The sequence below is a fragment of the Sporosarcina sp. FSL K6-1522 genome (assembly GCF_038622445.1).
Classification (GTDB): domain Bacteria; phylum Bacillota; class Bacilli; order Bacillales_A; family Planococcaceae; genus Sporosarcina.
Genome location: NZ_CP152019.1, coordinates 2,556,009 through 2,580,267 on the forward strand (window position 1 = coordinate 2,556,009; position 24,259 = coordinate 2,580,267).

Sequence of the window (24,259 nt, forward strand, 5' to 3'; positions counted from 1 at the left end):
CGTGCCGGTGTTTTAGCACTTACATAACAAATCTTTGTAGGGAATTTATAAAAATACAGGAGCAATTAGCGTCTTCGGTTCGTCGCGATGGTGCTTTTGCTCATGCCAAGAGATCAATAGCAATTTTTCGTTCAATGACCCGATAATTAATTTCAAAATAGAAATCGCTATGCTATAGTGGAAAAGATGAAAGAGGGTGTGCGTAATGCGAAGGAAATATGGTAGGTTACGGAAAACGGACAAAGTGATCGTCTTCCCAGGTACATATGAAAGACTTGTTGAAAAAGGGCTGACTGCCGTCGAACAGTCAAACTTTGAGCAGGCGGTTAAAGCATTCGATCAAGCCATCCATTATGAACCTGACTATCCGGAGTTTCTGGGTCCATACGCGGTCGCCCTTTATGAAACAAAAGACTTTCATCGGGCAAAAGAAGTGGCGGCGAAGCTTCTCCATAGCGGTACGATGGATTACATGGATGCGATGGAACTGTATTTAACGATTAGTATTCAGCTAGAGGAGTACGAAGAGGTGGAAACAACCATCGGTGCGTTAATCGACGAAGGCGTTGTTCCCCATGGACTGGTGAACAAATTTCATTACTTACGGGAGTTAAATGCGCGTTTGTCACAGCGCTATGCCCCCAACACAGAGATTGCTCCAAAGCCGCCGTTTACGTTGGAGGAATTCATCGATATGGATGCAGAAACGCAACAATACGCCCTCGCTTCCCTTGAAGGTAGTGATTTGTCCGCATTGACGCCTACTTTGGTGGCCATTGCGGAGAGAGCTGACTTGGTGCCAATTGTCATTACATTTGCGCTAACATTGCTCTATCAGGCTGATTATACGGCTGATATTACGGTGTGTAAATTTGGCTTAGAAAAAGTGGTCGTGCCGGCTGAAATGGTGCTTCCAGGGCAGGATGAGCAAACGCTTCGTGTACTTGCTGCGATAGAGGGCTTATTTTTCAAAGAACCTTCGCGCTTAGAATTGGCGCAAGGTATCATCGAAAAATTTGCGATAGCGGCATTCCCCTTTGGCTGGGGAAAACATTCTATAGAAGAAATTGCAACTGCTTATGTACAATACATAGAAAGCCTTTTTTCTGGAGAACAATTGCCGGAGACAGAATTGCACTTACGTATTCAACAGATTGATAATGATTTATCTTGAATCAGCAGAAAATTCTCTCCTTATCAATCATGTCGAGGTGTAATTGATAAGGATAGCGCGTGTGAAATCTGTTGAAAGATGAAGAGACTGTGATATACTAAAAGGGTTGTCAATGGAGTATATACGTTGAAAAAATATATTGGCCAAAATGATTCGGAGGTATTTTATTATGTCAGTTAAATGGGAAAAACAAGAAGGTAACAAAGGGACACTTACAGTAGAAGTGCCAGCAACAGAAGTAACAGCAGGTCTTGATAAAGCATTCAAAAAAGTAGTAAAACAAGTACAAGCACCAGGATTCCGTAAAGGAAAAATGCCACGTCCAATGTTCGAAAAAATGTATGGCGTAGAAGCGCTTTATAATGATGCACTTGATTTCATCCTTCCAGAAGCTTATGCAAGCGCTGTTGAAGAAGCAGGTATCGAGCCAATCGATCGCCCTGAAATCGACATCGAGCAAATGGAAAAAGGCAAAGAATTAATCTTCAAAGCGGTTGTTACGTTGAAACCTGAAGTAACACTTGGTGAATACAAAGGTCTTGAAGTAACACGTCAAGAAACAGCAGTAACTGACGAAGAAATCGAAGAGCAATTGACACAACGTCAACAAGCGTTTGCTGAGCTTGTGGTAAAAGAAGACGGCGCTATTGAAAACGGCGACACTGTAAACCTTGATTTTGAAGGATTTGCTGACGGCGAAGCATTTGAAGGCGGGAAAGCTGAAAAGTACGATCTTGAAATCGGTACAGGTTCATTCATCCCAGGTTTCGAAGAGCAACTAGTTGGCGTGAAACAAGGCGAAGAAAAAGACGTTGAAGTTACTTTCCCTGAAGAGTACCATGCGGCAGAGCTTGCGGGCAAACCAGCAGTATTCAAAGTAAAAGTACATGAAATCAAAACAAAAGAAATTCCAGAGCTTAATGACGAACTAGCAAAAGAAATCGACGAAGAAGTTGAAAGCCTTGATGCACTACGTACGAAAATGAAAGAAGCAGCTTTGGAAGAAAAACACGTTGCATCAGAAACAGCACTTCGTGATGATCTTGTAGAAGCAGCTGCACGCAATGCAGAAGTAGACATTCCTGAAGTAATGGTTGATTCTGAAATCGAACGTATGATGGAGGAATTCGGACAACGTCTTCAATCACAAGGTATGAATCTTGAGCTATACTTCCAGTTCTCTGGTCAAGATGAAGCAGCACTTCGTGAGCAAATGAAAGACGACGCACTTAGCCGTGTACGTGTTTCACTAGTACTTGAAGCAATCGGTAAAGCTGAAAACATTGAAGTTGCAGAAGAAGACATCAATGCTGAGCTTGAAAAAATGTCTGCACAATTCGGCATGGAAGTTGACAAAATCAAAGCTGCACTAGGCGGCACGAAGGTTCTTGAAAACGACCTACGTTTCAACAAAACAGTTGAACTACTTGTTGAAAACGCAAAAGTGACTGAATAATAAAAGGGAATAGAGGCAAGGTACGGAAAACCGTACCTTGTTTTTCATAGGAAAATAAGAATGTATCCGTTTTTTCTTTCCATAAATATAGATGAATTCTAATTAGTTGATAAAATACGGGGAATCTTGTAAGATTGTCACTTGATAGGGGTGAGCATAATGTTCAAATTTAACGATGAAAAAGATAACTTGAACTGTTCTTTTTGCGGGAAATCCCAGGAGCAGGTTCGAAAGCTAGTCGCTGGACAAGGCGTTTATATTTGTGATGAATGTGTTGAACTTTGTGCGGAAATCGTTGAAGAGGAAGTCGGACTTGAAGAAGGATTCGAGTTGAAAGATGTTCCGAAACCAAAAGAAATCCAAAGCATACTTAACGACTATTTGATTGGACAGGATCGGGCGAAAAAATCTCTTGCAGTTGCTGTCTATAATCACTATAAACGTGTGAACTCCAACAGTAAGATTGATGATGTTGAATTATCGAAGTCTAATATCGTTCTTATTGGACCTACTGGTAGCGGGAAGACGTTGCTAGCGCAAACGTTGGCTAGAATTTTGGACGTTCCGTTTGCAATTGCGGATGCAACATCGCTGACAGAAGCAGGATACGTAGGGGAAGATGTTGAAAACATTTTACTGAAGCTGATTCAAGCAGCGGATTATGATGTTGAACGTGCTGAAAAAGGCATTATTTATATCGATGAAATCGATAAAGTTGCACGGAAATCTGAAAACGCGTCTATTACACGTGATGTTTCGGGTGAAGGGGTCCAACAGGCACTTCTAAAAATTCTTGAAGGAACAGTTGCGAGCGTGCCACCACAAGGCGGACGTAAGCATCCACATCAAGAATTCATCCAAATAGATACAACAAATGTGCTATTCATCGTTGGTGGTGCTTTTGATGGTATCGAAGACATTATCAAACGACGCATTGGACAAAAAGTAATCGGGTTTGGAACTGAGCAAAAAGTGGTAAATGAAGAAGAATCACTGCTTGCAAAACTCATTCCCGAGGATCTTCAGCGCTTCGGCTTAATTCCTGAGTTTATCGGTCGTTTACCGGTAATTGCGACATTGGAGCAGTTAAGCGAAGATACGCTTTACCAAATTTTGACAATTCCGAAAAATGCAATCGTTAAACAATATCAAAAGATGCTTGAACTCGATAATGTTGCACTTCGTTTCGAGGATGGTGCATTGCTTGAAATTGCGAAAGAGGCGATTGAACGGAAAACAGGAGCTCGTGGTTTGCGTTCAATTATCGAAAACATTATGCTCGATGTGATGTATGAGTTACCGTCGCTTGAAGAAGTGACAGAGTGCGTCATTACACAACAATCCGTTTTAGGCCAATCAAGCCCACTTTTGTATACAGAAGATGGTACAAAGATTGAACTAGATAACGAGAAGACTTCGGCGTAACGCCTTAAGGATGAAGCTGACTCCGACGACACGCTTGCTTATGTGCTCATCGGTTGTCGGCTTTTTCCACCTTATAGAAAGTGATGAAAATGGACATACATACTACATGGAGGTGACTTTCGATTGCCAACAACTATAAAGAAAAACATACCTTTACTACCATTACGTGGGCTCATTCTGTATCCGACAATGATTTTACATATTGATGTTGGGAGAGAGCGTTCTGTATTCGCGATTGAGCATGCGATGGCACAAGATCATTTGATATTTCTTGCGACGCAACGGGATATTAGTGTAGAAGACCCTGGTGTAGAAGATTTATATGAAATCGGTACACTTGCACGTGTTAAATCGTTGACGCAGTTACCAAATGGTACGCATCGTATACTAATCGAAGGTATTGAACGGGCGGAATGGTCAAATTATGAAGAAGCAGATTTGTATCCCGTTGTCGAAATAATAGGATATCCCGATGAGGAAAAGCAAGACGCGGAATCCGAGGCTTTGATGCGAACACTTCTTACATACTTTAAGAAATACTCAAAGGTTTCAAAGCGTGTGACAAAAGAAACGTATGATTCAGTGGCTACGATTACAGAACCAGGTCGCTTAGCCGATATGATTGCTTCGCATTTGCCATTGAAAATGGTGGCGAAGCAAGAAATTCTTGAACTGTTTGATGTTAATGAGCGACTTGAATGGCTGATTAGTAGGTTGTACAACGAGCAGGAAGTACTCAATCTTGAACGCAAAATTAACGAGCGAGTTAAAGAAGCGATGGAGCGCACGCAAAAGGAATTTTATTTGCGTGAGCAGATGAAGGCCATTCAAACAGAACTTGGCGATAAGGACGGGAAAGGTCTAGAAGTTGCGGAGTTAAGTGAGAAAATCGAAAATGCCAACATGCCTGAAGGTGTGAAGGAAGTGGCGTTACGCGAATTGGACAGATATGAAAAAATACCATCCGCTGCAGCGGAAAGTGGGATTATCCGTAATTATATCGATTGGCTCGTGACATTACCATGGGCTGCTGCATCAAAAGATCAGCTCGACATTAAGCGTTCAGAAGCCATTTTGAACAGAGATCATGATGGCTTGGATTCTGTGAAAGAACGAATTCTAGAATATTTAGCTGTTCGTCAATTGACGAATTCGTTGCGTGGTCCGATTCTTTGTTTAGCGGGTCCACCAGGTGTCGGGAAAACGTCACTTGCCCGTTCGATTGCAGAATCTTTAGGGCGGAAATTTGTTCGTATTTCACTTGGTGGTGTCCGGGATGAATCTGAAATTCGTGGGCATAGACGCACATACGTAGGCGCAATGCCAGGACGTATTATCCAAGGTATGAAAAAAGCTGGGAAAATCAACCCCGTATTTTTGCTAGATGAAATCGATAAGATGTCCAATGATTTTCGTGGTGATCCATCTTCTGCGATGTTAGAGGTGTTGGATCCTGAACAAAATAGTACATTTAGTGATCATTACATTGAAGAACCGTATAATTTATCAAATGTTCTGTTCATCGCGACGGCCAATGATCTAAGTGCGATTCCAGGGCCGCTACGCGATCGTATGGAAATTATTACGATTGCTGGTTATACGGAAATTGAGAAGAATGCTATTGCAAAAAATCATTTAATCCCAAAGCAGTTGAAGGAGCATGGACTGACGAAGTCACAAGTGCGCTTCAATGATGAGGCGATTATGGATATTGTGCGATATTATACGCGTGAAGCGGGTGTTCGTGGCTTGGAACGTGAGATTGCAGGTATTTGCCGAAAAGCAGCGAAGCTCATAGTCACAGGTGAGAAGAAAAGTACAACCATTAGTCCGAGAACATTGGAGTCTATGATTGGGAAGAAGAAATTCCGGTTCGGCCAAGCGGAAACTGTCAATCAAGTTGGTGTAGCAACGGGGCTTGCCTATACGCAAGTTGGCGGAGATACACTGCAAATCGAAGTTTCGTTATCGCCGGGTAAAGGGAAATTGATTTTGACAGGGAAATTAGGCGACGTCATGAAAGAATCTGCGCAGACAGCACTGTCCTATGTGCGGTCCAAAACAGAGGAATTTGGTATTGCACCCGATTTCCATGAGTCATGTGATATTCATATCCACGTTCCAGAAGGGGCTACACCGAAGGACGGTCCATCAGCGGGTGTGACGATTGCGACAGCGCTCGTCTCTGCATTGACGAAGCGCCCAATCCGTAGGGAAGTGGGCATGACAGGTGAAATTACACTTCGTGGACGCGTGTTACCGATTGGTGGATTGAAAGAAAAAGCATTAAGTGCTCATCGTGCAGGATTGACAACGATTATCTTGCCGAGGGATAATGAGCGAGACATCGAAGATATTCCGGAAAGCGTTCAAAGCGAGTTAACGTTTAAACTTGTTTCAGACGCAGAAGAAGTCCTCGAAATTGCATTGGAGGCGTCTTCAAAATGAAAGTTCATAACGTTGAAATGATTATGAGTGCGGTTAGACCAGAACAATACCCGACAGAAGGGTATCCAGAGTTTGCGCTCGCAGGTAGATCGAATGTTGGAAAATCCTCGTTTATCAATAAAATGATTGGTCGAAAGAGCTTGGCACGTACGTCTTCAAAACCGGGTAAGACACAAACGCTTAACTTTTATAAAATCGAAGAGCAGCTATTTTTTGTCGATGTACCTGGCTACGGCTATGCGAAAGTATCGAAGTCTTCGCGAGAAATATGGGGACGGTTTATCCAACAATATATGGTAGAGCGCGAGCATCTTCGTGCGGTGATTCTCATTGTGGATTTACGTCATCCGCCGAGTGCGGACGATTGCTCCATGTACGATTTCTTGGTGAATTATAATATTCCCACAATCGTCATTGCGACAAAAGCTGATAAAATCCCAAAAGGTAAGTGGGATAAGCATAAGAAAATTGTTCGGGAAAAATTAGATATGCGTAGCTATGACCCTCTGTTGATCTTTTCATCTGAAAAGGGGATTGGAGTAGAGGAAGCTTGGAAGGAAATTGAAAGTAGAATGTAAGCAGTAGAAGGAAATCTGGTTGGTGCGCAAGCATCGCCGGATTTTTTTGTCGCATCCCGATAATAGTAAGCAAAAAATTTGCGTGTACATGTAGTCGTTGGTAGAATAAATTAGAATTATTATAAATTAAAAAGTGCATATTATTATTCATATTCATACGTTGTTCACATTTTTTTTATAACCGATGACGGAGATATGTTATAATAAAAAGCATGAAATAGAATGTGAGAGGTGTGAACACCCGATGCATACAATCGTAGTCGGTGTCAATCACAGGACAGCACCGGTTGAAATCAGGGAGAAGTTAGCATTTGCTGAAGCAGAGTTGCCACAAGCGATGCAAACATTACAACAACAAAAAAGTATATTAGAAAATATTATTGTGTCGACATGTAATCGCACGGAAATTTATGCGGTAGTCGATCAGCTTCACACAGGGCGTTATTATGTGAAGAGCTTTTTAGCGGAATGGTTTAACATACCGCTTGAAAAGATTTCTACGCATCTTATTATTCATGAGAATGATGGAGCTGTCGAACATTTGTTAAGAGTGTCGGCTGGTATTGATTCCATGGTGCTTGGAGAGACGCAAATCTTAGGGCAAGTTCGGGATAGCTTTCTTACTGGGCAGGAAATCGGGACAACGGGAACGGTTTTCAATGAGCTATTTAAACAGGCAGTGACATTTGCGAAGAAAGCACATACAGAAACTGCAATTGGTGAAAATGCGGTTTCGGTGTCTTATGCTGCTGTTGAACTTGGGAAAAAAATCTTTGGCTCACTAAATCGTAAGCATGTTGCCATTTTAGGCGCGGGTGAAATGGGCGAACTGGCTATTAAAAACTTGCATGGCAGCGGTGCAGGAAAAGTGACGGTCATTAACCGTACGCTTTCGAAGGCGGAAGAGTTGGCTGAGAAATTCGGCGGGGCAGCTAAGTCTATGCAAGAGTTACAATGTTCACTTTTGGAAGCGGATATATTGATTAGTTCGACGGGTGCTAGTAATTTTGTCATCGATTATGAGCGCATGCAACTGATTGACCGACTGCGTAAAGGGAAGCCGATTTTTATGGTAGATATTGCGGTTCCGCGTGACTTAGACCCACGTATTGGCGATTTACCAAACGTGTTCCTTTATGACATTGATGATTTACAAGGGATTGTTGAGGCGAATCTGGCAGACAGAAAGCGAGCAGCTGAGGAAATTGGGCTTATGATTGAGCAGGAAATCGTCCTATTTAAAGAATGGTTGGCAACGCTTGGCGTAGTGCCAGTCATTTCAGCACTCCGTCAAAAAGCACATCGGATTCAATCGGAAACGATGGCTAGTATTGAAAATAAGATGCCTGATTTAACGGATCGTGAAAAGAAAATATTAAGCAAACATACAAAGTCCATCGTTAACCAGCTATTGAAAGAGCCAATCTTGCAAGTCAAGGAATTGGCGATGGATGCAAAATCAGAAGAGAAACTGGCGTTGTTCCAACAACTATTTGGGATTGATGAAGAAGTATTGAATGAGAAAGAAGCATTGGCACAACAGGCGAAAAATCGGTTGAAGCAACGTGCAGAAAAATATGCTGCGACACAACCGGGTTTAACGTTTTAAGCGATAGTTTGGAGGAGTGTTATCGGTTTCTGTATAAGTAGAATAGATGCGGAAGCAGCAGACACTCCTTTTTTGATGGAAAGGCAGAGAAGGCATCATGGCAGATATGACGGTGGCGAGGCTGCAAGAAGTGATGATTGTTCTATACGCAGCAAGCCTCGTCTTTTATTTTATCGATTATTTGAATAAAAATACAGTGGCGCACCGAAGTGCTTTTTGGCTGTTGACAGTCGTATACTTACTGCAAACAGGATTTCTTGTGTATTATATTGTCGAAACGAGACGTTTTCCAATTCTTTCATTATTTGAAGGGATTTATTTTTATGCGTGGCTACTCATTACGTTATCGATGATTTTGCATATATTTTATAAAGTAGGACATGCGGTCTTTTTCTTGAATGTCATTGGTTTTTGCTTTATGACCATTCATACGTTTGCCCCGAATCAAATTGCACAGTCACCAGTGGGTGAAGCGCTTATTTCGGAGCTTTTATTCATTCATATAACATTTGCGATTTTGTCTTATGCGGCATTTGCGATGTCATTTGTTTTTGCAATTCTTTATCTACTTGTTTACAAAGTGTTGAAGAAGAAGAAATGGTCGAAGCAATTTGGACGATTGCCATCGCTTCATCAGACGACGATAGGGATGAAAGCGGCGATTTATACGGGTATTCCTGTACTGCTTGTTAGCTTAATTCTTGGGACGCAGTGGGCGTATGTTGTATTGGATGAGTGGTCGATATTCGATTTTAAAATTATCGGCTCATTCTTTTTGATTATTGTTTATGGGTCTGTATTATTTTTACAGCGAAGTGGCAGGCTGACAGCGAATGATTTTGCATGGGCAAATATCTTTGCTTTTCTTTTTGTTATTATTAATTTCTTCCTCGGAGGCAGGTTATCCGAGTTTCATTTTTGGTTATAAGTACAGAGGAACGTATAAACGAAAGGTTGGATTTTGTTGAGAAAAATTGTGGTAGGTTCGAGAAGAAGCAAACTAGCGTTGACGCAAACAAATTGGTTTATCGACCAGTTAAAAGCAGCGGGTGTTCCTTTTGAGTTTGAAGTGAAGGAAATTGTCACAAAAGGTGACCAAATTCTCGATGTGATGCTGTCGAAAGTGGGCGGAAAAGGCCTGTTTGTAAAGGAAATTGAGCAAGCACTTTATGATAAAGAAATCGATTTTGCTGTTCACAGTATGAAGGATATGCCGGCAATCTTGCCGGAAGGGCTTGTCATCGGCTGCATGCCACCACGTGAAGATGCACGAGACGCATTTATTTCCAACGACCATGTGAAATTCATGGATCTGCCTGTCGGTGCAGTAGTAGGAACGTCAAGTTTGCGCCGTAGTTCACAGCTATTACTATTGCGCCCAGATTTAGAGATTAAATGGATTCGCGGCAATATCGATACGCGTCTGAAGAAATTACATGATGGAGAATATGATGCGATTTTATTGGCCGCTGCGGGCATGAAGCGCATGGGCTGGAGCGAGGATATCATTACGGAATTTATGTCTGTTGAAGACTGTATCCCAGCTGTTGGTCAAGGAGCGCTTGCCATTGAATGTCGTGCAGATGATGCGGAATTATTGGCAGAACTTGCAAAACTATCGGATGATAAAACGTGGAAAGAAGTTGAAGCAGAGCGTACATTCTTGTCTGAAATGGACGGTTCTTGTCAAGTTCCGATTGCTGGCTTTGCTCAATACGATGGCACTAATGTGGAGTTAACGGGCTATATTGCTTCTCCAGATGCGACGCAAATTTTCAAGCATACTTTTACAGCGACAGAAGCGGTTGAAGCGGGTAAGGAAGTTGCGAAAACATTGCGTGCTGAAGGGGCTGCCGAAGTGATTGAGAAAGTGAAGGCGGAAATGGATGCGTAAGGACCGACCGCTAATCGGGGAAACGGTTATTTTTACAGGGACTCCTAAATCAGTAGAAGTCTTTGAACGTGTCAAGCAGTACGGAGGGAAGCCTGTGTCGTTGCCGCTGATCCAAGTGGCAGAGCTAAAGGGCACAACGGATGAGCTACGCTTGCAGGCGTGCCGAACGTACGATTGGCTGATTTTTACGAGCCAGAGTGCGGTAGCAGCTTTTGGTGCAAAAATGGAACGTCATGGTGTTACTTCTGCAACTATTCCCTCAAAAATAGCGGCGGTTGGGACACGAACGGCAGAAGCGCTTGAAAAACTGGGCTTTACTGTCGAGTTTATCCCGACAGTTTTCAGTGCAGATGTTTTTGTGAAGGAATTCAAGCCGTCCGAAACGACAATCCGACGCATCTTATTTTTGCGGGGTTCGATCGCGGGTGTCACGATTACGGAGGAGTTGCCGTATGCGGTGGATGAATGGACAGTTTATGCAACAGAGCGTGTCAATGATTCGGTTGATACATTGATTGAAGTTGTGAGCAAGGAGCCACGCGTTTCTGTGCTGTTTGCAAGTCCTTCGGCAGTGACAGTTTTTGCGGAAGAAGTCGTTCCGCAAACAGGCTGGAGAGGATTTACAATCGGTGCAATCGGTCATGTCACAGAGCAGGCATTGCTGAAATTAGGTGCGCCTGTTCATGTTAGGCCCGATACATATACACTGATGGATCTCGTTGAGAAGTTGACGGGGCGAAAGGAAGGGTAACTTTGGAAACATTACAATTCAGACGAAATAGACGTCTACGCAATTCAGCTACGTTACGTGCAATGGTGAGAGAAACGGTTTTACAAGCGGAAGATTTTATCTACCCGATTTTTGTGACTGAAGGAGAGAATGTGAAAAATCCTGTGTCTTCAATGCCTGGTGTTTTTCAGTTTTCGTTAGATCAATTAGCGCAAGAATTAGATGAAGTCGTTGCACTCGGTATTCCATCGGTCATTTTATTCGGCGTGCCGGCAGAAAAGGATGCGGTAGGGACAGGTGCTTATCATGAGCATGGTATCGTTCAACAAGGGATTCGTTTTGCGAAAGAACGCCATCCAGAATTGGTGGTCATTGCGGATACTTGTCTATGCGAATATACCGACCACGGCCATTGTGGCGTTGTGGAAGGCGACAAAGTATTGAATGATCCGTCTCTTGAGTTGCTTGTGCGCACGGCAGTTAGTCAAGCGCAAGCGGGTGCTGATATTATTGCCCCGTCCAATATGATGGACGGTTTTGTCGTTGCAATCCGTCAAGGGCTTGATGCAGCAGGATTTACAGAGATTCCAATTATGTCTTATGCGGTGAAATATGCTTCCGCTTATTATGGACCGTTCCGTGAAGCTGCAGGTTCTACACCGCAGTTCGGAGATCGCAAAACGTATCAAATGGACCCTGCAAACCGTATGGAAGCAATGCGTGAAGCTGAATCAGACGTTGCGGAAGGCGCAGATTTCCTGATTGTGAAACCGGCATTATCGTATTTGGATATTATTCGCGATGTGAAAAACAATTTTGTGTTACCGATTGTCGCTTATAATGTGAGTGGAGAGTATGCGATGGTCAAGGCGGCGGCCCAAAACGATTGGATTGACGAAAAGAAAGTGGTTCTTGAAACGTTGACAAGTATGAAGCGTGCGGGTGCGGATTTGATTATGACGTACCATGCAAAAGATGCGGCGCGCTGGCTGGAGGAGAACTAAATGGGAAGAAGTTATGAGTTGTCGAAAAAAGCATTTGCAGAAGCGGTACACTTATTACCGGGCGGTGTGAATTCACCTGTTCGTGCGTTTAAGTCCGTCAATATGGACCCGATTTTCATGGAAAGTGGAAAAGGTGCCATCATTAAAGATATCGATGGCAATGAATACATCGATTACGTTTTATCATGGGGACCCCTTATTTTAGGTCATACCGATCCCGATGTTGTTGAAGGCATTAAGCGTGTGGCGGAAACTGGTACGAGCTTTGGTGCGCCAGCATTGGTGGAAAACGAACTAGCGAAACTCGTTATCGATCGCGTGCCGTCTATTGAAATGGTGCGTATGGTGTCGTCTGGAACGGAAGCGACGATGAGTGCATTGCGCTTAGCGCGCGGTGTAACAGGTCGCGATAAAATCTTGAAGTTCGAAGGCTGTTACCACGGGCATGGGGATTCATTGTTGATTAAAGCAGGTTCGGGTGTTGCGACACTTGGTCTGCCGGATAGCCCAGGTGTACCTGAATCAGTAGCAAAAAATACGATTACAGTTGCGTATAATGATTTAGAGAGTGTAAAAGCGGTCTTTGCTGAATTTGGCAACGACTTGGCAGCAATCATTGTTGAACCTGTTGCAGGGAATATGGGCGTTGTTCCTCCAGAACCAGGTTTCCTAGAAGGATTACGTGAGCTAACAACGAACAATGGCTCCCTGTTGATTTTCGATGAAGTCATGACAGGTTTCCGTGTGGGTTATCAATGTGCACAAGGTCATTTTGGCGTAACACCTGATATTACTTGCCTTGGAAAAGTAATTGGTGGTGGGCTTCCTGTTGGTGCGTACGGCGGGAAACGTGAGATTATGGAAAACATTGCGCCAGCTGGTACCGTTTATCAAGCAGGGACATTGTCAGGGAATCCACTTGCGATGACAGCTGGCATTGAAACGTTGAAAAAGCTAACGCCTGCATCTTATGAGCACTTTATGAAGCTTGGTGACCAACTTGAAGCTGGCTTCCGTGCGGCTGCGGAGAAGTATGATATTCCACATACAGTGAACCGGGCAGGCTCGATGATTGGCTTCTTCTTCACAAATGACAAAGTGTCTAATTATGATCAAGCTAAAACATCCGATCTGCAACTATTCGCTGAATACTACCGTCTGATGGCTGAAGAAGGTATATTCCTTCCACCATCACAGTTTGAAGGCATGTTCCTGTCGACTGCACATACGGAAGCGCATATTGCGACAACAGTGGAAGCATTCCATACAGTATTTAAGAAATTGCGTGGCTAAGTGACATGTGAACAGAACATCCTTTGATTTGATGAATAAATCAGGGGATGTTCTTTTTCTTTTCATCTTCTATGAAGCCTGCACGATGCATACAATTGTTTGTGAAGGAATAAGAGGAGGGGAACAGCATGGAGAACAAGCAGTGGACAATGGAGGAAGTGTTTATTTTTCCAGAGCATGCAGGTCTGCCGGCGGGGGTGAAATCGCTAAAAGTAACACCTGGATTTACGGAAAAGCGAACAGAAGACGCTGTGCGCCTAACAGGTATTTATCATGTGGCGGCGAATGTGGAGTTTGCGGAGGGAGAACGTGCGGAAGGTATCCCGGATGCAACGATTTTTATCGATGATGTAGAACTTGCTGAGGATGCAGGTTATTTTGAATATGCTGTGCCGCTTCATATTGATTTGCCGCCCGAAGTGGAAGGGCCGCTGCAGGTCGTGACAACGAATGTCACGAGTGAATCGGACGGACAAGGATTATTCAGCATTGTTTGGGATGTAGCTGTTACACAAGAAGAGCCTGTCGTTGTAAGTGTGCAAGAGGAGCCAGCGATAGCGTTTGAGTTGGAAGAACAGGCAAGTCCAATTGCCGAAGCGGAGGTTGTTCAAGAAGAAAAAAGTGTAGCGGCCATTCAAGAGGAGGAATATGTGGCGTTTGCGCCAGAGGAAGAAGTTGCTATAGAAAAAGTGACAGAAGCTGAGAGTGTCGCACAAACTGCAACGTATAACAGCACTTCATACAATAATGCAGACGAAGCGCTGTCATTCATTGCAGGGCTTGAAGATGGCATTTCGACGACGTCGTTTCGTTCAAATGATGTTTTTGTACAGAACAAAAGCTAAGCCACAAAGCAGGCATAACAGTAGGAAATCCCCCGTCGTCGGGACGATTAATAAGCGAATCAGTTGAAATACGCAGATTGGGATAATAATCCCTTTACAATAAAATCGACATTTTCGTAACCAAGGTGGTAGCAAATAAGGGTTATAACCTCTTCTCATAACACAATCCTTTCATTAGTTACTTGACGCATAAGCGGCTATTCCGTTATAATTATTTTTAACTGCATATGGATGCGATGAACGGGATAGTACGTGAATATGATTACCAAAGAGAGGGTGCCGGTGGTGAGAGGCCCTGTAATCGATTGACCGAATGTCACCCGGGAGCAGTTTTCGTGAAATTATAATAGTAGCGGAAGCCGGTTTGAAGCCGTTATACAAGTTTGAGGTGTACGATTTTTTTGCGTACACGAATAAAGGTGGTACCGCGAACAACTCCTTCGTCCTTTAAGGCGACAGGAGTTTTTTTATGTTCAATTTTAGCGGAGATTCGCACCTTCGAGTAGCCAAAAATAAAGGAGGAAACAACATGTCAAATGAAAATCTATCTATGCCGACAAAGTATGATCCACAGTCGATTGAAGCTGGCCGTTATGAATGGTGGCTGAAAGGGAAATTCTTCGAAGCGCAACCTGAAAGTGATAAAGAGCCGTATACAATCGTTATTCCACCACCGAACGTAACAGGTAAACTGCACCTAGGTCACGCATGGGATACAACATTACAAGATATTCTCATCCGTATGAAGCGTATGCAAGGCTATGATGCATTATGGCTACCAGGAATGGACCATGCGGGTATTGCAACGCAAGCGCGTGTTGAAGCGAAATTACGTGAAGAAGGCGTTACACGCTATGACTTAGGTCGGGAAAAGTTCGTTGAAGAAACATGGAAATGGAAAGAAGAATACGCAGGGCATATTCGCGAGCAATGGGGTAAATTAGGACTGGGTCTTGATTATTCACGCGAGCGTTTCACGTTGGATGAAGGGCTATCAAAAGCAGTGCGGGAAGTATTCGTAAAACTGTATGAAAAAGACCTAATTTACCGTGGCGAATACATCATCAACTGGGACCCAGCGACGAAAACAGCACTTTCCGACATTGAGGTTATTCATAAAGATGTACAGGGTGCCTTCTATCATATGCGCTATCCACTAACAGATGGCACGGGTAGTATCGAAATTGCTACAACACGCCCAGAAACAATGCTTGGCGATACAGCAGTAGCTGTTCATCCAGAAGATGAGCGCTATAAGCATCTAATTGGAAAAACAGTAACATTGCCAATCGTTGGCCGTGAAATTCCAATCGTTGCAGATGATTATGTCGATATGGAATTCGGAAGCGGTGCGGTGAAAATTACACCTGCGCATGACCCGAATGACTTTGAAATCGGCAACCGTCACAATCTTGCACGCGTTTTGGTGATGAATGAAGACGGTTCGATGAACAAACTTGCAGGCAAATACGAAGGTATGGATCGTTTCGAATGCCGCAAAGCAATCGTCAAAGACTTGCAGGATATGGGCGTATTATTTGAAATTGAAGATCACCCACACTCGGTTGGTCACTCAGAGCGTAGTGGCGCAGTCGTAGAGCCATACTTGTCGACACAATGGTTCGTTAAAATGCAGCCACTTGCTGATGAAGCGATTAAATTACAACAAGCAGAAGGAAAAGTGACATTTGTTCCGGACCGCTTTGAACACACATATTTACAATGGATGGAAAACGTCCATGACTGGTGTATTTCTCGTCAACTATGGTGGGGTCACCGCATCCCAGCTTGGTATCATAACGAAACAGGCGAAGTCTATGTTGGGCACGAAGAGCCAGCAGATATCGAAAACTGGACACAGGACAATGACGTACTTGACACATGGTTCTCGTCTGCGCTATGGCCGTTCTCGACAATGGGTTGGCCGGATGTAGACAATGAAGAATTCAAGCGCTACTACCCGACGGATGCACTTGTGACAGGCTATGACATTATTTTCTTCTGGGTGTCACGCATGATTTTCCAAGGCATTGAATTTACGGAGCAACGTCCGTTTAAAGATGTTTTGATTCATGGATTAGTTCGGGCTGAAGATGGTCGTAAGATGTCCAAATCGCTAGGTAACGGTATTGACCCAATGGACGTTATCGACAAATACGGTGCGGATGCACTGCGCTATTTCTTGTCTACAGGCTCATCTCCAGGACAGGACTTGCGTTATTCAACAGAAAAAGTGGAATCGATCTGGAACTTTGCCAATAAAATTTGGAATGCATCTCGTTTTGCATTGATGAATATGGATGGCATGACGTATGAAGAAATCGACCTAACAGGTGAGAAATCTGCGGCAGATGCATGGATTTTAACTCGTTTGAATGAAACGATTGAGCAAGTAACGAAGTTAGCAGATCGCTATGAGTTCGGTGAAGTAGGTCGCGCATTGTACAACTTCATCTGGGATGATTTCTGTGACTGGTATATTGAAATGGCGAAATTGCCATTGTACGGGGACGACGAAGCGGCGAAGAAAATGACACGTTCTGTTTTGGCGTATGTTCTTGACAATACAATGCGTTTGCTACACCCATTCATGCCATTTATCACAGAAGAAATTTGGCAGAACTTGCCGCATGAAGGCGAGTCGATTACCGTCGCTGCATGGCCAGTGGCGGATGCGAAGTTGACAGATAAAGCGCGTGCGACAGATATGAAGTTGCTCATGGATATTATCCGTGCAGTCCGTACGATCCGCGCGGAAGTCAACACGCCAATGAGCAAAAAAGTGCCATTGTACATTTCTGCGAAAGACGATGCAACTGTAGCGGTATTGGAAGCGAACCGTAGCTACATTGAGCGCTTCTGTAACCCAGAGACGTTAACACTTGGCAACGGTATCGAAGCACCAGGTAAATCGATGTCAGCTGTTGTAACAGGGGCAGAATTGTTCTTACCGTTGGAAGGACTACTCAACATTGACGAAGAAATCGCTCGTCTAACAAAAGAGCTTGCAAAATGGCAAAGTGAAGTGAAACGCGTCCAAGGCAAACTGTCCAACGAACGTTTCATGTCCAAAGCGCCTGAAGCAGTCGTTGAAGAAGAACGCGCCAAAGAAAAGGACTATCTTGAAAAATACGCCGCAGTCGAGCGTCGTATGCAAGAATTGAAAGAAATCTAATCGACAAAATAGCAAGACCCTCAATTTGCAGAAAATGCGATTGAGGGTCTTTTGTTCATTAGAATATGGAATAATTTTGGATCACTCACGCAATCCTTTGTAGCGTGTGATTTTTTGCCCAGGTGTATTCAAATTCAGTGACTGGCTCCCGCCTCTGAATTACATTCAAGAAAGTCTTTCTTTAACATACCTTATCAATTTCCTTGCCACAGAAAAATCATGGGTTGTATATAAAGACCGTGCGCCGACGGGGTCTTCGATTTCGTTGAATAGCCATTCACCATCAGGTAGTAGGATAAAGTCGATGCCGATATAGTCGCTTTTCAAAGCGCGGGCGATGGTTTGGACATCTTGTAGTTGCCGGCTAGCAAGTGGATATTTTTCGATGGAGCCGCCGAGTGTATAGTTCGATTTGAAGGAGTCTTTGCCAGTGCGCTTGACCGCACCGACGACTTCTTCGCCAATCATAAAGACACGAACATCGCATGCGCCAGATTCGATATACGGCTGGACGATGATGTGCTTATTATGAAACTGCTTGAAAAATGCGGACGCTTGGGCTTCTGAGCTACAGAGAACGACTTCTTGTCCACCGTGGCCATCTACTGTTTTCAAGATGCATGGATAGGTATCAATCCCATGTACTTCTCGAATGCTTTTCGAAGGAACAGCAGGAACGCCGAGTAAAGTAGCGAGTTGGAAGGCCTTGAGCTTGTCGTTGGCAATATGATTGACTTCAGCTCGGTTGAATAAACGAAAGCCTTCCTGCTCAAATGCTATAGCAAGTTCAGGATTGCGATCACGAAAAAGGATAAAATCCGCATTCCTATTTGGTCGTTCTTGCCCGATAAGCAATTTCAAATCAATTGCAGCCTGCGTAGCTTCTTTTATTAAATCATCAATGAATAGACGATTTCTCAACGCTTCCTGCTCCGAATAATAGACATAGCCCTTCATTTCAATACCTTCAAAATATACGCAATCATCGCATCTGCAACGTTGATGCCTGTTACGTTGTAAATATTGCGGATATGCGCCGCTGCATTCACTTCGCAGACAAGCGGTTCGTCATTTGGACCAAATAGTAAATCGACACCTGCAAATTCAGCACCGACTGCTTGAGCGGCACGTATTGCTAAGGCTTGTTGGGCTTCCGTTAGGACAACTTCTGTTGCGACTCCGCCATTTGTGATGTTCGCGCGGAAATCGGTTTCGGAATGGCGGTACATTGCGGCTACGATTTCACCACCTACAATATTCACACGAATATCGCGCCCGTGACTGGAGGCGATAAATTGTTGGAACACATAATCGACGCCGCGCAATGCTTCGGTCTTATCATAAAATTGTTGCTCCGTTTCAATCAAATAGACTTTCATGCCAAACGAGCCATGGCCTTCTTTAATAATCATTGGCAGTCCTAGACGTTCTAGGACTTGTTTATAGTATCCCGAATCCTGAATGGTAAATGCAGGATAGACCTTTGGTGCAATAATTGTTTCTGGCATTGGGATGTCATGATGTGCTAATTGTAAATACTGTTTTGCCTTGTTATCGCATGTTTCAATCACTGCGGGATCGTTAAACACCGCGATACCGGCATTTTTTAGAAACTGTGCTAGCAAAATATCTTTATCAAGAAAAACGACAAAATCGGGACGTTGCGTTAGTGCTTGATTGATCGTCATCAACACTTCGTAATTTTTTTTGAGTGCTGCTTGGACGCCTGCCCGTTCGGCGGCTTCTTGTAATAATGCAGCTTGATCTTTAAATTTATCGCTCGTAAGACTTCCATTATAAATTACCCAGCAAGTTAACATTGTGTTCCTCCAGCCATGATATACTTTTAGTATATAAATTCTATCATATGGAGGGATAGTTTTGATTCCAAAAATGGACGAATATAAAAAACGCTGGGGAATTGATAGTGACGCCTCGGTTAAACCAGGGCTGGAAGCTGTACAACAGGCGCTCATAAAAGTAGGAAATCCGGAAAAGAACCTGCGAATTTTGCACGTGGCGGGAACAAATGGCAAAGGGTCAACGATTGCATTTATGGAGGGAATCCTGCGACAACACGGTTTTTCTACAGGTGTTTTCTCTTCGCCAGCCTTAGTCGATATTCACGATCAAATTCGCCTTAATGGGCAGCCAATTGAGCAAAAGGATTTAGATGCTTCGTTTGCATTGATGAAAAAGGCGGGGCTAAGTGGCTTGCTGACAGACTTCGAGTTATTGACAGTCGCGGCATTGCTAGCATTCAGGCAGTTTGCACCTGATTATGTGCTGCTAGAAACGGGAATGGGCGGGGCATTAGATAGCACGAATATTGTCACGCCGCTAGTATCGGTTATTACATCCATTGCCGTAGAGCATGTTACCTTTCTCGGTAACACAGTGGAGGCAGTTACTGAACATAAAGCTGGAATTATAAAGAGTAATAGACCTGTTGTCATTGGACCTCTTGGGAAAGAAGCCGTAGATGTCGTGCGTCGTGTTGCACGGGAGAAAAATAGTCTATTGTTTATGTATGGACAAGATTTTGTCATGGATTGTAACGCTGGGGAAGTGTTTAAAGGAAGCCAAACGTATCGTTTGGCGGAGCGGCATATGAAAGGGCCGCATCAAGGTGCCAATGCAGCAGTGGCAATTGAAGCATTGTTAGTGGCGGGGGCTGAACTTGTAGAGGAACAGGTAGCAGCTGCCATTGCAACTGTTCAGCTAAGGCATCGCTTTGAAGAAATTATACCTGGAGTTTTTAGGGATGGTGCGCATAATCCGGCTGCCGCTGCGATGTTGGTACAAACCATTCAGTCAGAATTTCCGGGAGAGAAAGTAGATTTTGTGATTGGCATGTTGAAGGGAAAGGACATTGAAAAAACGCTTGACGTACTAGCACCTGTCGCAGCTTCCTTCACCTTTTTAACATTTGCACATCCGCAGGCTGAATCTGCTGAGCGTTTAATGTTATATTGTAAATGTAACATTAAAACAGTGACAAACGTTGAGAGTGATACTATAATACTGGATAGGGTGGATGGTAGAAGGATAATAGTAACGGGTTCTCTTTATATGATAGCAGGCCTAAAGGTTTGTCTTCGAGCTTCGTGATAGGATTGGTATACATAATGTTTTTCGATTAGTCTGGGTTGCCTGATTAGGAGTGGATATTATATGAAAACTATAAATAGGTCCACTTTACGGTATTTCTTTGCATGGCTAGTGATTGTTCCGCCGGGCTTATTTTACGCTTGGATCAATCATCCGCCTGTGCAAGTGAATGGCTCTTATATTGTCATTTTTGTGGTACTTAGTTTTTTAGCGGTCTATTTCCCAATCGTTAGAAAGGGTATGCCGATTTTACTTGTCATGTGGTTAACGTTACCGGCTTTTTTACTGTATGGATTGTTTGTTGAAATCGTCATTATGCAAATCGCGATTCTGGCGATTTTATTTTCTGTTTCAAGCTCAGCGACACTACCGATGCGTTTTTTCTTTAACTCGACGCTGTTCTTTATCCTCTCGTTTTTATCAGCAGGAGCTTTTTATGCAGTAGGCGGAGAAGTAGGCTCAGTCGAATTTTGGTCGGTATTATTGAGTGTATTTATGTATCAAGTGGTGCACACGGTTGTTAATCATGTATTCATGAAACAATATATGCGCTATAAGCGGATGCAATTTGCTTATGCCTCCTCCAAAAAAATTATGGATTATGCCGTTGTTTTTGTGACAGTTCCATTAGCGTTATCCCTTTACTTCATGCTAGGTATTGTTGGCATAGGTGCTTTTGTATTGTTGAGCATCCCTTATTTCTTTGTGACATTGATTGTACGTCTATATAATAATACTGAAAAAATCAATCGCTATTTACGAGAAACAGGTCGAGTTGGCCATGAGATTTCGGGTCAGGTAACGGAAAAAGAAGTAATCGATCAGTTTGCGAGTAAAGTATCCGAGATTTTTAATACGGATTTCGCTTATTTATTTGATAATCAAAATGGCTGGCTAGAGCCGATTCGTTCATATGAATATAAACAATTTCGAGACATTAAATTTGATGGATTGGCTATAGGGGAAGGTCTAGTCGGAAGGGTATATGAGGAAAATAAGCCAGTCATCTATTCCTTGAGGGAAGAGTGGGCGGCAAACGCTAGAAACTATACACCAGGGGATATGGAGAGTGTTTTGTGTGTGCCGATTACGAGGAATCAAAAGATAGAGGGGGTTCTTCTACTTGGTTCTAAAAAGAAAGCGGCTTTTCAAGAATATCAGCTACAAATTGTAGATTTACTATGCTCTTATTTTACCGTTTCAGTAGAAAAAGCTCGTTATATGCAGAAAGCTATAACGAAAAATGAGCGCTGTGTATTGACAGGGCTTTATAACTATAAGTATTTGGAAGAAGCATTGGTCGATTACATGCAACAGGTAGACAGTCAAGTTTACAAAGAGTTATCCGTTGTGATGCTTGATATTGATTATTTTAAAAAAGTTAATGATACATATGGCCATCAAAGTGGGAATGATATCCTTTTTACTCTGGCGAGGAAGTTGGAGGCGGCGCGGCCAGTTGAAGGTATTGTTGGTCGCTATGGTGGCGAAGAATTTGTTTACATTTTACCTGGAAAATCGAAAGTAGAAGCGGCCGAGTTTGCAGAGGATTTGCGCACTGAAATTGCAGGGCATGATTTTGTTATCACGTCCGATTTAGGCGATCAAAAACAACAGACTGTGCATATTACGTGTAGCATAGGGGTGTCGTCTGCTCCGGAAGATACGGATGAAGCGATGACTTTGTTGCGCAATGTGGATCGCGCGTTGTATATCGGAGCTAAACAGGCTGGTCGGAATCGCGTTGCGACGTATGTGCAGTGAGTAACTTGGAGGGAGCGGGGTGTGGTGATAACTAAAAAAAAGCAACTACTTATAGCAGTGGCTTGGATATGTATCGTTCCACCCGGTGTCTATTTCGCCTTCAATTATTTTCCTTCCAAAGTGATGGATTGGCCGAGTCTTTTACTCTATTTTTTCATACTCATTGTAACAATGGCGATGCCGATTCACGTATCGCATATGAGGATATCATTGGAGCGCTGGATTACGTTTATAGTATTTTTTCAATACGGCGTATTTGCTGAGTTGGTTTTCTCGCAAGTTGCGATGATACTTCTGTTGTTTAATGGAAAAGGGAAGCCCCCCATATTGCATCGGTTTCTCGTTAATTCGATTATGTTTACGATTGTCTCGAATGTCAGTGGCCTCATTTTTCATGCTTTTAGTGGGGGAATAGGCATGATGCTGGACTTTCACCAACTGCTAATCTTAGGCTCTTTGTATGCCATTAGCTATATGGTGCTAAATAGTGTTCTAGTACAATTGTATTTCACTTGGATGCGCGCAGGGATTTTAATCTGGACCAATGGGACGATGTGGGATTATATCGTTACAATGATTGTGTTGCCGTTTAGTATTTCGCTTTATTATTTGAACATCCATTTTGGCAATAAATCGATTTTATTAATCGGTATTCCATTATTATTGATCATATACATTATTCGACTGTATCATCGCTCGGATGATTTGAATGCCAAGCTGTCATCGGCAAGTGTGATTGGTCGTGAGTTGGCGGATCGGCTAGGTTTCGAGGATGTGATTCGAACATTCATTGTCAAGTTGCGGGATGTTGTTTCGTATGATCAGGCGTATGTGTTCGACTTGAAGTCGGGGAAACACCTTGTGCCGCTAATGGGCTCTGAGAATGGTGTCGTCACCAAGGATGTGCAGAATCTCGTCTTGCGGACGCCTATATTTGCGGGCAATGGGCTTGATTTAGATAAAACGAGCATCATAGAAACGAAGAAAGAAGCCAAGATGTTGAAGAATTTTGTATTTCCACAGTCCGTTCAAAGTATTATGGTGGCACCTATTAAACGCGATCAGAAGACAGAAGGCTATCTCATTTTGACATCCCATCAAAAAAATATGTTTCAAGCATTGGAAATGCAAATTGTTGATGTCTTGACCGGTTATTTTGCTATTTCACTTGTGAAGGCTCGCTTATATGAAAAAACGGTGGAGCAAAGTGAACGCTGTGGACTTACAAAGCTTTATAATTTCCGTTATCTCGATGCAAAATTGGATGCAGACATTTTGCGCTATCACGAAGGAGATATTCATTCACTGTCTGCGATTATGTTGGACATCGATTATTTTAAAAAAATCAATGATACATATGGTCATCAAAGTGGCAATGATTTGCTATGTGCATTTTCCAAGCTTCTTTTGCCATTTGTGGAACAGGATGCTACACTTGCTCGCTACGGTGGAGAAGAGTTTGTCTTCATTCTCCCGAACAAAGGAAAAAACGAGAGCATTGCACTTGCAGAGCAAATTCGGAAAACTGTCGAAGAGGTACGGTTCCGTATTGTTCCAGATTTATCGGAAAGCCGTCAGCCGATCGATATTGGCGTGACGGTTAGTATTGGAGTTGCTAGTGTACCGGAAGATGCGGAAGACGTTAAAAGTCTGTTACGCAATGCAGATCGGGCGTTGTATATTGGCGGTAAGCAAGCGGGGAGAAATCGGGTAGGTGTATTTTCAAGAGAAGAAACTGGGGCTGTTGAGTGAA

18 protein-coding genes and 1 other annotated feature are annotated in these 24,259 nt (G+C 43.2%); of the genes, 16 read left to right on the plus strand and 2 right to left on the minus strand.

What is annotated here, in order from left to right; genetic code table 11:
* Window positions 1-205: 205 nt before the first annotated feature.
* From MKY34_RS12540 to MKY34_RS12600, 13 genes are all read left to right on the plus strand, one after another.
* Window positions 206-1,174, plus strand: coding sequence for a DUF3196 family protein (locus MKY34_RS12540; protein ID WP_342511052.1), 969 nt, complete (start codon window positions 206-208; stop codon window positions 1,172-1,174).
* Between the two features lie 169 nt (window positions 1,175-1,343).
* The gene (gene tig / locus MKY34_RS12545) at window positions 1,344-2,630 is read left to right on the plus strand and encodes a trigger factor (protein ID WP_342511054.1); all 1,287 of its coding nucleotides are present in this window, start codon (window positions 1,344-1,346) and stop codon (window positions 2,628-2,630) included.
* A gap of 159 nt (window positions 2,631-2,789) precedes the next feature.
* Window positions 2,790-4,055 (plus strand): ATP-dependent protease ATP-binding subunit ClpX, encoded by a 1,266-nt coding sequence (clpX, locus tag MKY34_RS12550; RefSeq protein ID WP_342511056.1) that lies wholly within the window; start codon window positions 2,790-2,792, stop codon window positions 4,053-4,055.
* Window positions 4,056-4,178: 123 nt separating this feature from the next.
* Window positions 4,179-6,503, plus strand: coding sequence for an endopeptidase La (lon, locus tag MKY34_RS12555; RefSeq protein WP_342511058.1), 2,325 nt, complete (start codon window positions 4,179-4,181; stop codon window positions 6,501-6,503).
* Window positions 6,500-7,081: a ribosome biogenesis GTP-binding protein YihA/YsxC gene (gene yihA / locus MKY34_RS12560; protein WP_342511060.1), complete on the plus strand. Its 582-nt coding sequence runs from the start codon at window positions 6,500-6,502 to the stop codon at window positions 7,079-7,081. Before lon ends, yihA begins: the two co-directional genes overlap by 4 nt.
* Before the next feature lie 244 nt (window positions 7,082-7,325).
* Window positions 7,326-8,690, plus strand: coding sequence for a glutamyl-tRNA reductase (gene hemA, locus MKY34_RS12565; protein ID WP_342511062.1), 1,365 nt, complete (start codon window positions 7,326-7,328; stop codon window positions 8,688-8,690).
* Window positions 8,691-8,787: 97 nt separating this feature from the next.
* Window positions 8,788-9,618, plus strand: coding sequence for a cytochrome c biogenesis protein CcsA (gene ccsA / locus MKY34_RS12570; RefSeq protein WP_342511064.1), 831 nt, complete (start codon window positions 8,788-8,790; stop codon window positions 9,616-9,618).
* A 36-nt stretch (window positions 9,619-9,654) separates the two neighbouring features.
* The gene (gene hemC / locus MKY34_RS12575; RefSeq protein ID WP_342511066.1) at window positions 9,655-10,584 is read left to right on the plus strand and encodes a hydroxymethylbilane synthase; all 930 of its coding nucleotides are present in this window, start codon (window positions 9,655-9,657) and stop codon (window positions 10,582-10,584) included.
* Window positions 10,577-11,335, plus strand: coding sequence for a uroporphyrinogen-III synthase (locus MKY34_RS12580; RefSeq protein WP_342511068.1), 759 nt, complete (start codon window positions 10,577-10,579; stop codon window positions 11,333-11,335). Before hemC ends, MKY34_RS12580 begins: the two co-directional genes overlap by 8 nt.
* A gap of 2 nt (window positions 11,336-11,337) precedes the next feature.
* Window positions 11,338-12,318 carry a porphobilinogen synthase gene (gene hemB, locus MKY34_RS12585; RefSeq protein ID WP_342511070.1) on the plus strand — a complete coding sequence of 327 codons (981 nt, stop codon included), beginning with the start codon at window positions 11,338-11,340 and terminating at the stop codon, window positions 12,316-12,318.
* Window positions 12,319-13,611 (plus strand): glutamate-1-semialdehyde 2,1-aminomutase, encoded by a 1,293-nt coding sequence (hemL, locus tag MKY34_RS12590; RefSeq protein ID WP_342511071.1) that lies wholly within the window; start codon window positions 12,319-12,321, stop codon window positions 13,609-13,611.
* 128 nt (window positions 13,612-13,739) lie between these two features.
* On the plus strand, window positions 13,740-14,456 hold the full coding sequence (locus MKY34_RS12595) for a hypothetical protein (RefSeq protein ID WP_342511073.1): 717 nt from the start codon (window positions 13,740-13,742) through the stop codon (window positions 14,454-14,456).
* 227 nt (window positions 14,457-14,683) lie between these two features.
* Window positions 14,684-14,907, plus strand: a binding site (T-box leader).
* A 78-nt stretch (window positions 14,908-14,985) separates the two neighbouring features.
* A complete protein-coding gene (locus tag MKY34_RS12600; RefSeq protein ID WP_342511075.1) occupies window positions 14,986-17,631 on the plus strand; it encodes a valine--tRNA ligase in 2,646 nt (881 codons plus the stop codon).
* A 165-nt stretch (window positions 17,632-17,796) separates the two neighbouring features.
* On the opposite strand, the gene MKY34_RS12605 is transcribed toward MKY34_RS12600, so the two are convergent.
* Window positions 17,797-18,588 (minus strand): ATP-grasp domain-containing protein, encoded by a 792-nt coding sequence (locus tag MKY34_RS12605; RefSeq protein WP_342511078.1) that lies wholly within the window; start codon window positions 18,586-18,588, stop codon window positions 17,797-17,799.
* Complete coding sequence (locus MKY34_RS12610; protein WP_342511080.1) at window positions 18,585-19,451, minus strand: RimK family alpha-L-glutamate ligase; 867 nt, start codon at window positions 19,449-19,451, stop codon at window positions 18,585-18,587. The genes MKY34_RS12605 and MKY34_RS12610 overlap by 4 nt, the downstream gene beginning before the upstream one ends.
* 61 nt (window positions 19,452-19,512) lie before the next feature.
* Here MKY34_RS12610 and MKY34_RS12615 point away from each other — a divergent pair, with 61 nt between their 5' ends.
* From MKY34_RS12615 to MKY34_RS12625, 3 genes are all read left to right on the plus strand, one after another.
* Window positions 19,513-20,742 (plus strand): folylpolyglutamate synthase/dihydrofolate synthase family protein, encoded by a 1,230-nt coding sequence (locus MKY34_RS12615; protein WP_342511082.1) that lies wholly within the window; start codon window positions 19,513-19,515, stop codon window positions 20,740-20,742.
* A 63-nt stretch (window positions 20,743-20,805) separates the two neighbouring features.
* Complete coding sequence (locus MKY34_RS12620) at window positions 20,806-22,506, plus strand: diguanylate cyclase (protein WP_342511084.1); 1,701 nt, start codon at window positions 20,806-20,808, stop codon at window positions 22,504-22,506.
* A 21-nt stretch (window positions 22,507-22,527) separates the two neighbouring features.
* Window positions 22,528-24,258 (plus strand): sensor domain-containing diguanylate cyclase, encoded by a 1,731-nt coding sequence (locus tag MKY34_RS12625; protein ID WP_342511086.1) that lies wholly within the window; start codon window positions 22,528-22,530, stop codon window positions 24,256-24,258.
* Window position 24,259 lies beyond the last annotated feature (1 nt).

Excerpts from the sequence above, each read along its gene's own strand:
- MKY34_RS12540 (WP_342511052.1), top strand. The coding sequence starts at position 206 with ATGCGAAGGAAATATGGTAGGTTACGGAAAACGGACAAAGTGATCGTC.
- tig (WP_342511054.1), top strand. The coding sequence starts at position 1,344 with ATGTCAGTTAAATGGGAAAAACAAGAAGGTAACAAAGGGACACTTACA.
- clpX (WP_342511056.1), top strand. The coding sequence starts at position 2,790 with ATGTTCAAATTTAACGATGAAAAAGATAACTTGAACTGTTCTTTTTGC.
- yihA (WP_342511060.1), top strand. The coding sequence starts at position 6,500 with ATGAAAGTTCATAACGTTGAAATGATTATGAGTGCGGTTAGACCAGAA.
- hemA (WP_342511062.1), top strand. The coding sequence starts at position 7,326 with ATGCATACAATCGTAGTCGGTGTCAATCACAGGACAGCACCGGTTGAA.
- ccsA (WP_342511064.1), top strand. The coding sequence starts at position 8,788 with ATGGCAGATATGACGGTGGCGAGGCTGCAAGAAGTGATGATTGTTCTA.
- MKY34_RS12580 (WP_342511068.1), top strand. The coding sequence starts at position 10,577 with ATGCGTAAGGACCGACCGCTAATCGGGGAAACGGTTATTTTTACAGGG.
- hemL (WP_342511071.1), top strand. The coding sequence starts at position 12,319 with ATGGGAAGAAGTTATGAGTTGTCGAAAAAAGCATTTGCAGAAGCGGTA.
- MKY34_RS12595 (WP_342511073.1), top strand. The coding sequence starts at position 13,740 with ATGGAGAACAAGCAGTGGACAATGGAGGAAGTGTTTATTTTTCCAGAG.
- MKY34_RS12600 (WP_342511075.1), top strand. The coding sequence starts at position 14,986 with ATGTCAAATGAAAATCTATCTATGCCGACAAAGTATGATCCACAGTCG.
- MKY34_RS12605 (WP_342511078.1), bottom strand. The coding sequence starts at position 18,588 with ATGAAGGGCTATGTCTATTATTCGGAGCAGGAAGCGTTGAGAAATCGT.
- MKY34_RS12610 (WP_342511080.1), bottom strand. The coding sequence starts at position 19,451 with ATGTTAACTTGCTGGGTAATTTATAATGGAAGTCTTACGAGCGATAAA.
- MKY34_RS12620 (WP_342511084.1), top strand. The coding sequence starts at position 20,806 with ATGAAAACTATAAATAGGTCCACTTTACGGTATTTCTTTGCATGGCTA.